The organism is Aliarcobacter faecis, assembly GCF_013201705.1.
In the GTDB taxonomy this organism is placed as follows: domain Bacteria; phylum Campylobacterota; class Campylobacteria; order Campylobacterales; family Arcobacteraceae; genus Aliarcobacter; species Aliarcobacter faecis.
In genome coordinates this window covers 288,605-303,201 of record NZ_CP053837.1, presented here as the reverse complement: position 1 = coordinate 303,201, position 14,597 = coordinate 288,605, and the positions used below count along the sequence as shown (strand labels likewise).

Below are 14,597 nucleotides of genomic sequence, written 5' to 3'. Positions count from 1 at the left end.
GGATAAATATGTCATCAAATAAAATCTTTGAAATTGATAATACTAAAAAAATTATAATACTTTTTACTTTTATTTTCCTTTTTGTATTACTTCTTTTAACATCAATTTTTAGAACAGTAAACGATAAAAAACACACTATCTCTTTAAAAGCTGAAAAAAAAGAGCTTTCTGTAAGAGGTGATATTGTAAGCGATGATAATTTTAAAATTTCATCATCAAAAAAACTATATAGAGCAGAAATAGATACTAGGCATATTGACCCTGAAAAAAAAGAGTTATTTTTAAATCTTTTCTCTATTTATAGTGGTGTAGATTATAATATTTTAAAAGAAAAATTAAAAGAAGGGGAAAAAAGCCCTGGAAATTTAGTTTTATCTTATAATATAAACTCAAGATCAGCTAAAAACTTAAAAGAGTTAGATTTTAAACTTGGGCAATTAGGTGTCTTTACTGCTAGAATGGTAAATGGTTCAAAATTAGTAAAAAGATTAACTATTAGCGAAAGTGGAGAAAAAAGAGGCTTTGCCTATGGAAATACTTTAACTCCAGTTATTGGTTATATCTCAAAATTTGAAGCTGAGAATGGAAAAACAAAAGTAAATGGAGTAAAAGGTTTAGAAAAATTTTATAATACTTATTTAAACAATGTAAAAGATGGTATCTTAAAGGGTCAAAGAGATGTTATAAATTATGTAAATTTTGATAAAAACTCAGAAATGACTCAAAGAGTAGATGGAGCAACTTTAAATTTAAATATCCCTTTAAAATTACAAAAAAATAATGAATCAACTTTAGATAATCATAAAAAGAAACTAAATGCAGATGAAATAATTGTTGCAATTATGGAGAGCCGTACAGGAAAAATATTAACAATGGCATCATCAAACAGATTTAATCCTGAATCTATCAAACAAGCAGATATTCCAAATCTAAATGTAAATGCTGTTGAGTATCAATTTGAACCGGGTTCAGTTGTAAAACCTATTTCAATATCTCTTGCTATGGATAAAGGCTTAATCAAAAAAAATGAGAGTTTTCCTGCATATAATAGTGGTGGTGGAAAAGGTGCTTATCCTATTGGAAGATTTACTATTAAAGATGACCATAAATTCACAAAAAGCTATTTAAGTTTAGATGATATAGTAATATTTTCATCAAATATAGGAACTTTACAAATAGCTCAAAGATTAACTGGTCCAGAGTTTTTTGAAGGTATGAAGAAATTTGGCTTTGGAAGAAAAACAGGAATTGATTTACCTTATGAGAAAAAAGGTTTAATGCCAAAAATTTGGCAATTTTCTGCAAATGATAAAGATAAAAGAGATAATATTTTTAAAGCAACTGTTTCTTATGGTCAAGGTATGACTTCAACATTTATTCAACTTATAAAATCTTATTCCGTTTTTAACAATGATGGAGCTATGGTAACTCCAAGAATTGTTGATCATATAACTTATGATGGACAAAAATATAAACCATTTGATGATAAACCTGAACAAATTATATCAAAAGCAACTGCTTTGGAGATGAAAAGAATGCTTGTAAAAACTGTTGATGAAGGTACAGGAAGAAGTGCAAGAATACAGGGTCTTGAAATTGGTGGAAAAACAGGAACAGCACAAATTGCAAGAGGAGGAAAATATCTTAAAAAATATATATCTTCATTTATTGGTTTTGTAAATGATGATAAAGGAAACTCATATACAATTGGAGTTACAGTATTCAATCCAAACTCTACTGGACCAAACTGGTACTACTATTATGCTTCACAATCAGCCGTTCCTGTTTTTAAAGAGATTGTACAAAATTTAGTAAAATTAAACTACTTAGTACCTAAAGAGGGTATAATTCAACAAAATTAAAGAAAGGAAAATAATGTTTAGATTTAAAAAAGAATTAAAAGTTCATGACTATACAAAAGAGGAGTTAGCAAAATTTAAATTTGCAAAAATTACTACAAATAAAGGTGTAATTTGGATTGAGTTATTCAATGAAGAGACTCCAAATACTGTTGCAAACTTTGCAACTTTAGCAAATGATGGTTTTTATAATGGATTAAATTTCCATAGAGTAATAGCTGGATTTATGGCTCAAGGTGGATGCCCAGAAGGCTCAGGAATGGGTGGACCAGAGTGGGCAATTGCTTGTGAAATAGATGCTCCAAAACAAATTCATAATAGAGGTAGTATATCAATGGCACATGCAGGAAGAAATACAGGTGGAAGCCAATTTTTTATCTGCTTTGTTGCTTGTCCTCATTTAGATAGAAATCATACTGTATTTGGTGGAATTAATCCAGATGATACTGAAAGTTTTGAAGTTCTTGATAGTATTAAACAAAAAGATGAAATTATCTCTATTGAGATATTAGAAAATAGATAAATTAAGAAGAAGTAAATTTAACTACTTCTTTTTAATATTTTTAGAATTACAATCTCATATTAAAAATAATAATTTATAAGATAATATAATACTAGAGTATGTACCAATAATTTTCTCACATTTAAAAAACTTTTGATTTAATTGCCAATCTATATACTAAAATACAATTTCAAATTTTTTATTCTTTTTAACTCAAATTCGATTTAACTCAACTCCATAAAAATCAATAAATGTATTAAAGCTAAGAAATAAAGAAGTCAAAGATAGAATAAAGTTTTGTCTAGAGCTTCGATAAATTGCAATGTGAAAAAAAGTAGGTAAAAAAAAAGCTTAGCACGATATACTGATAATAGTATAAAGAGCTAAGCTTTTGTGTGTATGTAAAAACTCAAAAGAGCTGGCGGCGACCTACGTTTCCACAAGGGGACCCTGCAGTATTATCGGCGATGAAGTGCTTGACTGCCAGGTTCGGAATGGTACTGGGTATTTCCACTTCTCTTTAACCACCAACAAATTTGAGTAAAAAAAGTTAAAGTATAAATGCTTAAAGAATATTGTAATTCTAAAAGGATTAACTCTTTCTACTCAAATTGTGATATTTGAGAATCTAATGCTAAAGTCTTTATGCTTTCATATTTGTATAACTACATATAAATCAACAAATTAAACATAAGTAAAATATGCTTAATAAGATAGTAAACCAAAGAAATGATTAAAATAAGCCAAACGTTCTATTAGTACTGGTCAGCTAAAGGGCTTACACCCATTACACACCCAGCCTATCAACCAGCTAGTCTTGCTGGGAACTTCAGGGAAAGTTCATCTTAGAGTTGGCTTCGAGCTTAGATGCTTTCAGCTCTTATCACATCCCAACGTGGCTACCCAACGATGCTCTTGGCAGAACAATTGGTACACCAGTGGTTGGTTCATCCCGGTCCTCTCGTACTAGGGACAAATCTCTTCAACTTTCCTACGCCCACGGAAGATAGGGACCGAACTGTCTCACGACGTTCTGAACCCAGCTCGCGTACCGCTTTAAATGGCGAACAGCCATACCCTTGGGACCGACTACAGCCCCAGGATGCGATGAGCCGACATCGAGGTGCCAAACCTCCCCGTCGATGTGAGCTCTTGGGGGAGATCAGCCTGTTATCCCCGGCGTACCTTTTATCCTTTGAGCGATGGCCCTTCCACGCAGAACCACCGGATCACTATGACCGACTTTCGTCTCTGTTCGACTTGTTGGTCTCACAGTCAAGCTAGTTTATGCCATTATACTCAACAAGCGATTTCCAACCGCTTTGAACTAACCTTTGTAAGCCTCCGTTACTATTTAGGAGGCGACCGCCCCAGTCAAACTACCCACCAGACATTGTCCTGAAAGAGGATAACTCTTCGCAGTTAGTAACTCAAATATTCAAGGGTGGTATCTCAAGGATGGCTCCGACTCTACTGGCGTCTAGTCATCATAGCCTCCCACCTATCCTGCACATGAATATCCAAGCTACAGTGTCAAGCTGTAGTAAAGGTGCACGGGGTCTTTCCGTCTTTCCGCGGGTAGGAGGAATTTTCACCTCCACTACAATTTCACTGGATCCCTCTTTGAGACAGCTCCCATCTCGTTACGCCATTCATGCAGGTCAGTATTTAACTGACAAGGAATTTCGCTACCTTAGGACCGTTATAGTTACGGCCGCCGTTTACTCGGGCTTCGATCAAATGCTTCGCGTGAGCTGACATCATCAATTAACCTTCGAGCACCGGGCAGGCGTCACACCTTATACATCCACTTACGTGTTAGCAAAGTGCTGTGTTTTTGGTAAACAGTCGGGAGGGACTCTTTGTTGCAACCTCTTTAGCTTTTTGAAGCAAGTTCATATACCAAAGTAGGCACACCTTATACCGAAGATACGGTGCTAGTTTGCAGAGTTCCTTAAAGAGGGTTCTTCCACGCGCCTTAGAATACTCATCCCACCCACCTGTGTCGGTTTACGGTACGGGCAACATATAATATACTTAGTGGCTTTTCTTGGCACGACAGTATCATCGATTCTCCATCTCCTCCGAAGAGTGTCAAGAGCCTGTAAGATCTCGGTCTAACGTTAAGCGGATTTGCCTACTTAACAACCTACATCCTTCGAGCCACACTTCCATCCGTAACCTCGATTAACTCTATGCGTCCCCACATCGCGCTTATATGTTGGTATTGGAATATTAACCAATTTGCCATCGTCTACCCCTTTCGGACTCGACTTAGGACCCGACTAACCCTACGATGACGAGCATCGCGTAGGAAACCTTGGGTTTTCGGCGAAGGGGATTCTCACCCCTTTTAACGCTACTCATGCCTGCATGCTCACTTCTATCCGCTCCAGCACTCCTTACCGGTATACCTTCAACGCTGAATAGAACGCTCTCCTACCACTCAATTAAAATTGAATCTAAAGCTTCGGTGTACATCTTAGCCCCGTTATATTTTCCGCGCAGAATCACTAGACCAGTGAGCTGTTACGCTTTCTTTAAAGGATGGCTGCTTCTAAGCCAACCTCCTGGTTGTCACAGTAACTCCACATCGTTTTCCACTTAGATGTAACTTAGGGACCTTAGCTGTTAGTCTGGGTTGTTCCCCTCTCGACGACGGATTTTATCACCCACCGCCTGACTCCTGTGATTCCACATATAGTATTCATAGTTTGATAGGGTTTGGTACCGCGGTAAGCAGCCCTAGCCCATTCAGTGCTCTACCCCTATATGCTACAACACAAGGCTATACCTAAATATATTTCGGAGAGAACCAGCTATCACGAAGTTTGATTGGCCTTTCACCCCTATCCACAAGTCATCCCAAGACTTTTCAACGTCAGCGGGTTCGGTCCTCCACTGGCTCTTACACCAGCTTCAACCTGCTCATGGATAGATCACTTCGTTTCGGGTCTGCAGCATCTGACTATGTCGCCCTATTAAGACTCGCTTTCGCTACGGCTTCGCACTTGGCTTAACCTTGCCAGACACCACAACTCGCAGGCTCATTATGCAAAAGGCAGTCCATCACCCTGATAAATCATAGGGCTCTGAATGATTGTAAGCTAATGGTTTCAGGTTCTATTTCACTCTGCTCGCTGCAGTACTTTTCACCTTTCCCTCACGGTACTTGTTCACTATCGATCTGTAAGTAGTATTTAGGATTGGAGGGTGGTCCCCCCAGCTTCAGTCAAAATATCACGTGTTCCGACCTACTCAGGATACCATTAAAGTTATTGAGAATTTTAATTACAGGAGTTTCACCTTCTATGCTACACTTTTCCAAGTATTTCATCTATCCTCTTTAATCTTATATCATGGTCCTACAACCCCCAATGCAAGCATTGGGTTTGTCCTAATCCGCGTTCGCTCGCCGCTACTTACGGAATCTCTTTTGATTTCTCTTCCTCTAGCTACTGAGATGTTTCACTTCACTAGGTTTGCTCCCCGTAGGGTAATATAATTCTCATTATATTGGGTTGCCCCATTCAGAAATCCACGGATCAAAGCTCTTTGGCAGCTCCCCGTGGCTTATCGCAGCCTAATACGTCTTTCTTCGCCTCTTACAGTCTAGGCATCCACCATTAGCCCTTAATAGCTTATATACGGAGCCTAAAAAAATCTTACGATTTTATTCAGGTTCCTTTTTTCTTGCCTATAAATATAATTTCTTATATTTATAAATTTGATAATATTCTTTGGCTACTATCTTATTAAACATATATATCTCTATATACTCTAATAATCTAGTTGTGTTATCTATAGTTAATTTAATATCTCTATTAAATTTTAGATATGAAATTTTTTTGTTTTAAAATTAAATATTTCTATTTAACCTTACGAAAAAAATTAAAAGACTTTAACATTATATTTTTAAATATCTTTAGAAACTTCTATTTAAAGCTCTAATATAAATCTTATATCTCTATAAAACTTATATTAAATCTCTCTTTAGTGGTGGAGAATAGCGGGATCGAACCGCTGACCTCCTGCGTGCAAAGCAGGCGCTCTCCCAGCTGAGCTAATTCCCCACTCTAATCTTTTAAGATTATTTAATGGTGGGCCTATCAGGACTTGAACCTGAGACCTCACGATTATCAGTCGAGCGCTCTAGCCAGCTGAGCTATAGGCCCATTTCACCTATTTATCAAATAATCTTTATAAACCGAATATATTATCTTGATTTTCTTTTTTTCTCTTTTGAATCATTAAGAAACAAATCTTAATTCTATTCTCTGAAAGGAGGTGATCCAACCGCAGGTTCTCCTACGGTTACCTTGTTACGACTTCACCCCAGTCGCTGAATCCACTGTGGAAGGTAGCTATTTTAGCATCCCCGCTTCGAATGAGTTCAACTCCCATGGTGTGACGGGCGGTGAGTACAAGACCCGGGAACGTATTCACCGTAGCATAGCTGATCTACGATTACTAGCGATTCCAACTTCATGTAGTCGAGTTGCAGACTACAATCCGAACTGGGAGGTATTTTATAAGATTTGCTCCACATCACTGTATTGCCGCTCTTTGTATACCCCATTGTAGCACGTGTGTAGCCCTGGACGTAAGGGCCATGATGACTTGACGTCATCCTCACCTTCCTCCTACTTGCGTAGGCAGTCTCCTTAGAGTTCTCAGCCGAACTGTTAGCAACTAAGGACGAGGGTTGCGCTCGTTGCGGGACTTAACCCAACATCTCACGACACGAGCTGACGACAGCCGTGCAGCACCTGTATGCAAGTTTCTGCAAGCAGACACTAATCTATCTCTAAATCATTCTTACTATGTCAAGTCCAGGTAAGGTTCTTCGTGTATCGTCGAATTAAACCACATGCTCCACCGCTTGTGCGGGTCCCCGTCTATTCCTTTGAGTTTTAATCTTGCGACCGTACTCCCCAGGCGGTACACTTAATGTGTTAACTGCATTACTGCAAGATCTAGTCTCACAACAACTAGTGTACATCGTTTAGGGCGTGGACTACCAGGGTATCTAATCCTGTTTGCTCCCCACGCTTTCGCATCTCAGCGTCAATAATGTTCCAGTAGATCGCCTTCGCAATCGGTATTCCTTCTGATCTCTACGGATTTTACCCCTACACCAGAAATTCCATCTACCTCTCCCACATTCTAGATTAACAGTTTTCAAAGCAGTTCTATAGTTAAGCTATAGGATTTCACTTCAAACTTATCAATCCGCCTACATGCTCTTTACGCCCAGTGATTCCGAGTAACGCTTGCACCCCCCGTATTACCGCGGCTGCTGGCACGGAGTTAGCCGGTGCTTATTCATATAATACCGTCATTATCTTCTTATATAAAAGGAGTTTACGCACCGAAATGTGTCATCCTCCACGCGGCGTTGCTGCATCAGACTTTCGTCCATTGTGCAATATTCCCCACTGCTGCCTCCCGTAGGAGTCTGGACCGTGTCTCAGTTCCAGTGTGACTGATCATCCTCTCAAACCAGTTATGTGTCATTGTCTTGGTAGGCCATTACCCCACCAACTAACTGATACAATACAGGCCAATCTCTTACCGATAAATCTTTCCCTTATTAACTTATGTTAATAAGGAGTATAAGGTATTAGCAAACGTTTCCATTTGTTATCCCTTAGTAAGAGGCACATTACCTATACATTACTCACCCGTGCGCCACTTAGCTGACAACTATAGCAAGCTATAGCCCGTTCTCGTTCGACTTGCATGTGTTAAGCACGCCGCCAGCGTTCACTCTGAGCCAGGATCAAACTCTCCATAAATTTTTTATTCTATATTTAAAGTATGTATTTATATACATAAAAATTAAATATCTTTTATCTTTTTATAGTGTTTGAAACTGACATATTTTATAATTACTCTAAATTTCTCAATTTATTGTTAGTTACAAAATTATCACTCAAATTTATAGACAAGAATTTACTTCTTGTTCTTTTTTATTTTTTTTGAATATCAAGTTTAACATATTCGGTTTACAAAGATTACTTCACTTCTTCTTTACAAACTTACTTATCCTTTTAAAGATCGTAATTTTAACCCTCTGTGGTCAAATTGGACGGGAATTATAATAGGTTTTTTCCACTTTGTCAAGAGGTTTCTTATTAAATCTAGCTTAAATTTGCGGATTTAGCTTCTTTTTGTTTTAATTTATTCCACAAAACCCGTTTTTGACGATATTTCAACTTCAATAAATTTATTATTATTTGCTATAAATTTCATTTTACAAGGAGTTTTTATCTCATAAGCATACTGTTCATTAGTAAAGTTTGATAATTTAGAATATACTCTTCCATCATTTCCAAAAGATATTTGTCCTAAGGAGTCTGTACTATTGCAACTAATTTCAACTGTTTTAATATCATAATTTTTAGTAAGAAGTGTATATTTACTATTTTCTAAACTTTCTTTACAATAGTTGTTATTATAAATATATTTATTTGTAAGTGGATCTTTTAAACTCTCTTTTTGATTTGGTTGTCCTGTATCATTTTTTTCACTATAAATAGAAAAATATATCCCACCAACACTCTCTCGACATCTAAAAAACTTCATAGTCCATCTTCTTTTATGCCATAAAGCCTCTTCTTCATCATATTTATCATCTATTAATGCTTGATATCTCACTTGTTTTAAGTATAAAGTTATTCTATTTTTTAACTCTTCTAATCTATTTGTATTTGGTTTTGGTAGAAAAATTACATAAATTATAGAAATAAGCACTATTATTAGAATTAATTCAAATAAAATTGATGCCTTTTTCATTTTAATTTTTTAATATACACAAAAAATAAATCTTTACCTGAGTAGCTTATAACTACTTTTTCATCGTAATTATAAAACTCTTTTGTAGATAAGAAGTATTCATCTCCTATATATATTTCATAAAATCTAAGCCTTAAAGCTAATTCTTCATCATCTATAATAATATTATTTATACCTCTTTCTTTTAACTCTTTTGCCAACTCTTTTGCAAAATGGTATTGATAAACAAAATGTTTTTTTGGCTCTGGTAAGAAATAGTATAAAGGCTTATTTATAAAAGTAAAAAATATATTTATAAAAAGCATTAAAATAGTTAAAATTGCTAAGATATTATATGATTTTCTAAATTCTCTTAACCTAATTCTATAAGCATTTAAAAACATTTTTAACATTATAGGAAGGAAAATTACAACAAAAGGTGCAAAATCTTCTATATAAACTCTTTGTCTAAAAGATATCACTATTGATAAAATCAAGGCTGTAAAACTAATATACCAAACTAAATTTCTATCCTTAAAAAAGGCTACTTTATAAATAGCATATAAAAAGTATAAAAAAAGAACTGGAGAAAAAATAGCTGAATAGATTCCAACCGTATCTATTAAAAAACCTCTTGGTCTTCCATCTGTTGAAAAACCATATATAAATATTGATATAAAAAACAAAATTACACTTAAATATAAGAGTAATCGATCTTTTGTTTTAAAAGAGAAGAAGAACAAAGCCAAATATAAAATAGCAAAAGAGTTATCAACAAAAAGTAGAAATGGTAAAAGAATATATAGATGTTTTTGATGTTTATTATAGTAATAGATATAAAGCAGAGTAAAGAATGTAACAATTATTGCTGTATTTACTAATAAGGAAGCACTTAAAACACCTGGTAGCATCATAAATATTAAAATATTTATAAATCTATCTTTTTCATATTTAAAATAATTTTTTGTAATTTTATGCATTAAAAACGCACTTAAAACATATAAAAGAATAAAAGGACCTCGTAAAGCCAAATCATTGTGTCCAAAAAAATATGTAGAAATATTTGTAATAATAGATAAAATTGAGTGATTTACAAATAGATTTAAAGCCTCTTTATACGATATACTTAAAGAGTACTCAACTTTTAGTAGCAATAAACTTGTAATAAAAGTAAGAAATAAATAAAAGTAAATTTTAAATCTAATTTGATAAATCATATTATAATTTTAAAAAATTTCCTATAATTTTATGCCCATATTCACTCATAATTGATTCTGGGTGAAATTGAACACCATAAATGTTTTTGTCTTTTATCTCTAAAGACATAATCTCTTCATCATCTAAACTTTTTGATGTAACAATAATATCTTGTGGTAAATTATCTTTTTGAACAATTAAAGAGTGATATCTTGTTTGTATAAACTCTTTTGGCAGTGTTTCAAAAATTTTTGTATCTTTTAAAACTTCTATTTTTGAAGTTTTTCCATGCATCATATTTTTTGCTCTTACAACCTTTGCCCCAAAAACTTGAGCTATTGCTTGATGCCCTAAGCAGATTCCGAAAATAGGTACAACTCCTGCAAATTCTCTTATAACTTCAAGACAAACTCCTGCTTCATTTGGTGTTGCTGGTCCTGGAGAAATTATAATTTTACTAGGATTTAAAGCTTTAATCTCTTCTAAACTCAATTCATCATTTCGTATAACTTTTAAATTTGCTCCTAACTCTAAACAGTATTGCACAATATTGTACGTAAAACTATCATAATTATCAATCATTAAAATCATCTAAAATCCTTTTTAAAATTAGCTTATTATACCAATAAAGTTTTAAATCATATCTTTGACATTCTTTTGATAACCATTCTTAATATTAAGAGATATCAAAGTTAAAAAACTGTATGATTAGTTTTTTTAAAATTAGAATCAAAATATAAAATAATTTAAAAGGATAAATATGTTAAAAAAATTAGCCTTAAGTTCACTTTTACTCTCAAATTTTCTATTTGCAAGTAGTGAAGTAAATGTATATTCACAAAGACACTACGACTCTGATAAAATTTTATTTAAAGAATTTGAAGAGAAAACAGGAATAAAGGTAAATCTTATAACTGCAAAAGCTGAAGAGTTGGTATCACGACTCTCTATTGAAGGTGCGAATAGCCCTGCCGATATACTTATAACTGCTGATATTGGAAATTTATATGAAGCGAAACAAAGGGAACTTCTTCAAAGTTCAAGCTCTAAAACTTTAGAAGAAAATATTCCAGCTCACCTAAGAGATGAAGATGGAAAATGGTTTGCTCTTACAAAAAGAGCTAGACTCTTTGTTTATAATCCAAAAACTGTAAATCCAAAAGATTTAGATGATTATTTCTCTCTTACAAAACCACAGTTTAAAGGGAAAGTAATAACTAGAACTTCTACACATCCTTACAATAAATCTCTTCTTGCCTCTATAATTGCACATAATGGAGAAGAGAAAGCTTTAGAATTTGTTGAAGGATTAGTAAATAATTTTGCAAGAAATCCAAAAGGTGCTGATAAAGACCAAATTAGAGCAGTAGCTTCAGGTGAAGCTGATATTGCCATTGTAAACTCTTACTACTTAGGAGTTATGGCAAATAGTGGAGATAAAGTTGATGAAGAAATTGCAAAAGAGGTAAAAGTGTTTTTTCCTGCACAAAATTCAACTGGAACTCACATAAATATCTCTGGTGCTGGTGTTACTAAATTTGCTCCAAATAAAGATAATGCTATAAAACTAATTGAATTTTTAACAAGTGTTGAAGCACAAGGTGAATTAGCACAAGGGAACTATGAATATCCAGTAAATCCAAAAGTTAAACCAGCAGGAATTGTTGCTTCTTGGGGAGAGTTTAAAGAGGATAAAATTCCTTTAAATGAAGTAGGAAAATATACAAAAAAAGCTGTTGAAATAGCAACAAAAGGAAATTGGAAATAAAAACTCTAAAACTAAGTTTTGCCCCTATTTTGGGGCTTCTGATATCTTTGCCTATTTTAATACTAATAATGTATTTTCTCTTTACAGGCTCTTTAAATAAAGAGTTTTTACAAAGTAATTTTTTATTAGATTACACATTAAATACCTCTTATTTAATATTTGGAACTGCTATATTTGTAGTAATAATAGGTGTGATAACTTCATATTTAAGTGCTAGATTTGAATATTTTGGAAGTAAATTTTTTGCAATCTGTTTTGTCTTACCTTTAGCATATCCTGCATATATTTTTGGATATACTTATGTTGGTTTTTTTGAATTTCGTGGACTTTTATCACAAATTTTAAATGATACTTCTGTAAAACTTGACATTTTAAATATGAGTGGAGCAATCTTTATATTTACTATTGCTATGTTTCCATATGTTTTTATTTTAGCTCGTGTATCTTTTGGCTTAATTTCAAAAACAATTATAGAACTAATCTCTCTACAAAAATTAAATCCAATAAAAGCCTTTTTCAAAGTCTATCTTCCACTATCATATCCAGCTATTTTTGCAGGAACAATCTTAGCAATTATGGAAACTTTAAGTGATTATGGAACTGTTTTATATTTTGGAATTGAGACTTTTAGTGTTGGAGTTTTTAAAAGTTGGTTTGGTTACAATGATTTAAGTGGTGCTATAAATATTGCAATAGTTTTACTTCTTTTTGTATTTTCGATTTTATTGATTGAATATAATATTAGAAAAAAATTTAGATTTGCAAGTTCTACAAATAGCAGTCAAAAAGCTTCTAAAATAAAATTACAAGGAAAAGAGAATTTCTTTGCATTTTTAATATCTTTTATAATTGCAACTATCACACTTTTTATTCCAACAGGAGTTCTACTTTATTGGACTTATTTAGATATAAACACTCTTGATTTTACAGCTTTTGGCTACTTATTTAATACTTTAAAACTAAATATAGTTTCAAGTACATTTATAATATTTTTAGCCTTTTTTATAGCATATTTTTTGAGATTCTTTCCTACAAAAGTATCAAATTTTACTCATAAATTATCAATGCTAGGTTATTCAATCCCTGGAGCTGTTGTTGCAGTTGGATTACTTTTAATTGCAAACTATTTAGATAAAAGTTTGGGATTTATGTTTTTTAGTGGTTCATTTATAATTCTTGTTTTTGCTTATACTACAAGATATTTTGCTTCTAGTATAGGAAGTGTTGAAAATGGATTTAGCAAAATTAATAGTTCATTAGATGATGCTAGTAAAATATTTTGTAAAAGTGAAAAAGAGTCAATATTTAAAATATATCTTCCGCTTTTAAAACCATATTTAATAAGTGGATTTCTGATTTTATATATTGATATTGCAAAAGAGCTTCCAGCAACTTTAATTTTAAGACCATTTAATTATGATACTTTAGCAATTAGAGTTTATGAATTAGCAAGTAATGAGATGCTTTATAAAACAGGTTTTCCATCTTTAATCCTTGTTAGTTCAACTGCTATTGCTGTATTATTTTTAAATTTTAAACCAAAAAGAAAGATAAAATGAAAAAAATTGTTGAAATAAGAAATTTAAGAAAAACATTCTGTAAAGGTGATATTTGTGTTGCAAATAGTCTAAATTTACATCTGTTTGAAGGTGAAATTTTTACAGTTTTAGGAACTAGTGGAAGTGGAAAAACTACTTTTTTAAGAATGATTGCTGGTTTAGAAAAACCTGATAGTGGAGAAATTTCAATAGATAATAGAATAGTTTTCTCAAAAAATATAGATATTGAACCAAATCAAAGAGAAGTAGCTATTGTATTTCAAAACTATGCCCTACTTCCACATATTAATGTAGCTTCAAATATACTTTTTGGAAGTAATGCTACAAAAAAAGAGCTTGAAGATATTTTAGAAAAAACAAAACTAAAAGGGCATGAAGACAAATATCCTCATGAGCTTAGTGGTGGTCAACAACAAAGAGTTGCTTTAGCAAGAGCAATTATAAATAGACCAAAAATTTTACTTTTAGATGAGCCTTTAAGTAATATTGATACTGAACTAAGAAATATTTTAAGAGCTGAATTAAAAGAGATGATTAAAAGTTTAAATATAACTGCACTTTTTATCACTCACGATAAAGAAGATGCTTTTTTCCTCTCAGATAGAATCGCAATTATGCATGGTGGAGATATCTTACAAGTTGGGACTTCAAAAGAGATTTATAATAATCCAGCTGATTTATATTGTGCGAAATTTTTAGGGAAAGTTACAAAAATTGATGAAAAATCTTATATAAGACCTGAAAATATCAATATTTGTGAAAATGCGGAAAGAGAAGGAGTTATAAAAGATATTATATTTTATGGAAGTTTTTATGAAATTACTGTTCTTAGCAATAATCAAAATTTATTAGTTCATAGTTTTGATGATAATCTCAAAATTGGACAAAAAATAAAATTGAGCTTTGGAAATAAGATTTTGAAGTTTTAATAGGAT

The 14,597-nt window shown here is 32.8% G+C and carries 8 protein-coding genes, 2 tRNA genes and 3 rRNA genes; 5 read left to right on the top strand and 8 right to left on the bottom strand.

From position 1 onward, the window contains the following. Positions 1-8 precede the first annotated feature (8 nt). Both AFAEC_RS01505 and AFAEC_RS01500 read left to right on the top strand, forming a co-directional pair. Positions 9-1,862 carry a peptidoglycan D,D-transpeptidase FtsI family protein gene (locus tag AFAEC_RS01505; RefSeq protein ID WP_026806423.1) on the top strand — a complete coding sequence of 618 codons (1,854 nt, stop codon included), beginning with the start codon at positions 9-11 and terminating at the stop codon, positions 1,860-1,862. Between the two features lie 13 nt (positions 1,863-1,875). Beyond that, positions 1,876-2,382: a peptidylprolyl isomerase gene (locus AFAEC_RS01500; protein WP_026806422.1), complete on the top strand. Its 507-nt coding sequence runs from the start codon at positions 1,876-1,878 to the stop codon at positions 2,380-2,382. Positions 2,383-2,777: 395 nt separating this feature from the next. On the opposite strand, the gene rrf is transcribed toward AFAEC_RS01500, so the two are convergent. The 8 genes from rrf to AFAEC_RS01460 form a co-directional block, all read right to left on the bottom strand. Further along, positions 2,778-2,893 (bottom strand): 5S ribosomal RNA (gene rrf / locus AFAEC_RS01495). 202 nt (positions 2,894-3,095) lie between these two features. Further along, positions 3,096-6,008 (bottom strand): 23S ribosomal RNA (locus AFAEC_RS01490). 350 nt (positions 6,009-6,358) lie between these two features. Beyond that, positions 6,359-6,434 (bottom strand) — tRNA-Ala (locus AFAEC_RS01485). A 25-nt stretch (positions 6,435-6,459) separates the two neighbouring features. Beyond that, positions 6,460-6,536: transfer RNA gene (locus tag AFAEC_RS01480), tRNA-Ile, on the bottom strand. A 105-nt stretch (positions 6,537-6,641) separates the two neighbouring features. Beyond that, positions 6,642-8,159 (bottom strand): 16S ribosomal RNA (locus AFAEC_RS01475). The 16S, 23S and 5S rRNA genes sit together here with 2 tRNA genes alongside, the layout of an rRNA operon. Positions 8,160-8,544: 385 nt before the next feature. Further along, the gene (locus tag AFAEC_RS01470; protein ID WP_026806591.1) at positions 8,545-9,159 is read right to left on the bottom strand and encodes a hypothetical protein; all 615 of its coding nucleotides are present in this window, start codon (positions 9,157-9,159) and stop codon (positions 8,545-8,547) included. Then, a complete protein-coding gene (locus tag AFAEC_RS01465) occupies positions 9,156-10,292 on the bottom strand; it encodes a hypothetical protein (protein ID WP_225442388.1) in 1,137 nt (378 codons plus the stop codon). Before AFAEC_RS01465 ends, AFAEC_RS01470 begins: the two co-directional genes overlap by 4 nt. Positions 10,293-10,356: 64 nt before the next feature. Next, a complete protein-coding gene (locus AFAEC_RS01460) occupies positions 10,357-10,926 on the bottom strand; it encodes an anthranilate synthase component II (RefSeq protein WP_026806593.1) in 570 nt (189 codons plus the stop codon). 169 nt (positions 10,927-11,095) lie between these two features. Here AFAEC_RS01460 and AFAEC_RS01455 point away from each other — a divergent pair, with 169 nt between their 5' ends. The 3 genes from AFAEC_RS01455 (at position 11,096) to AFAEC_RS01445 (ending at position 14,591) form a co-directional block, all read left to right on the top strand. Beyond that, entirely contained in the window at positions 11,096-12,103 is a 1,008-nt protein-coding gene (locus AFAEC_RS01455) for a Fe(3+) ABC transporter substrate-binding protein (protein WP_026806594.1), read from the top strand. Positions 12,104-12,171: 68 nt separating this feature from the next. Next, complete coding sequence (locus AFAEC_RS01450) at positions 12,172-13,662, top strand: ABC transporter permease (protein WP_119173175.1); 1,491 nt, start codon at positions 12,172-12,174, stop codon at positions 13,660-13,662. Continuing rightward, entirely contained in the window at positions 13,659-14,591 is a 933-nt protein-coding gene (locus tag AFAEC_RS01445; RefSeq protein ID WP_026806596.1) for an ABC transporter ATP-binding protein, read from the top strand. The genes AFAEC_RS01450 and AFAEC_RS01445 overlap by 4 nt, the downstream gene beginning before the upstream one ends. The last annotated feature ends 6 nt before the right edge of the window (positions 14,592-14,597 follow it).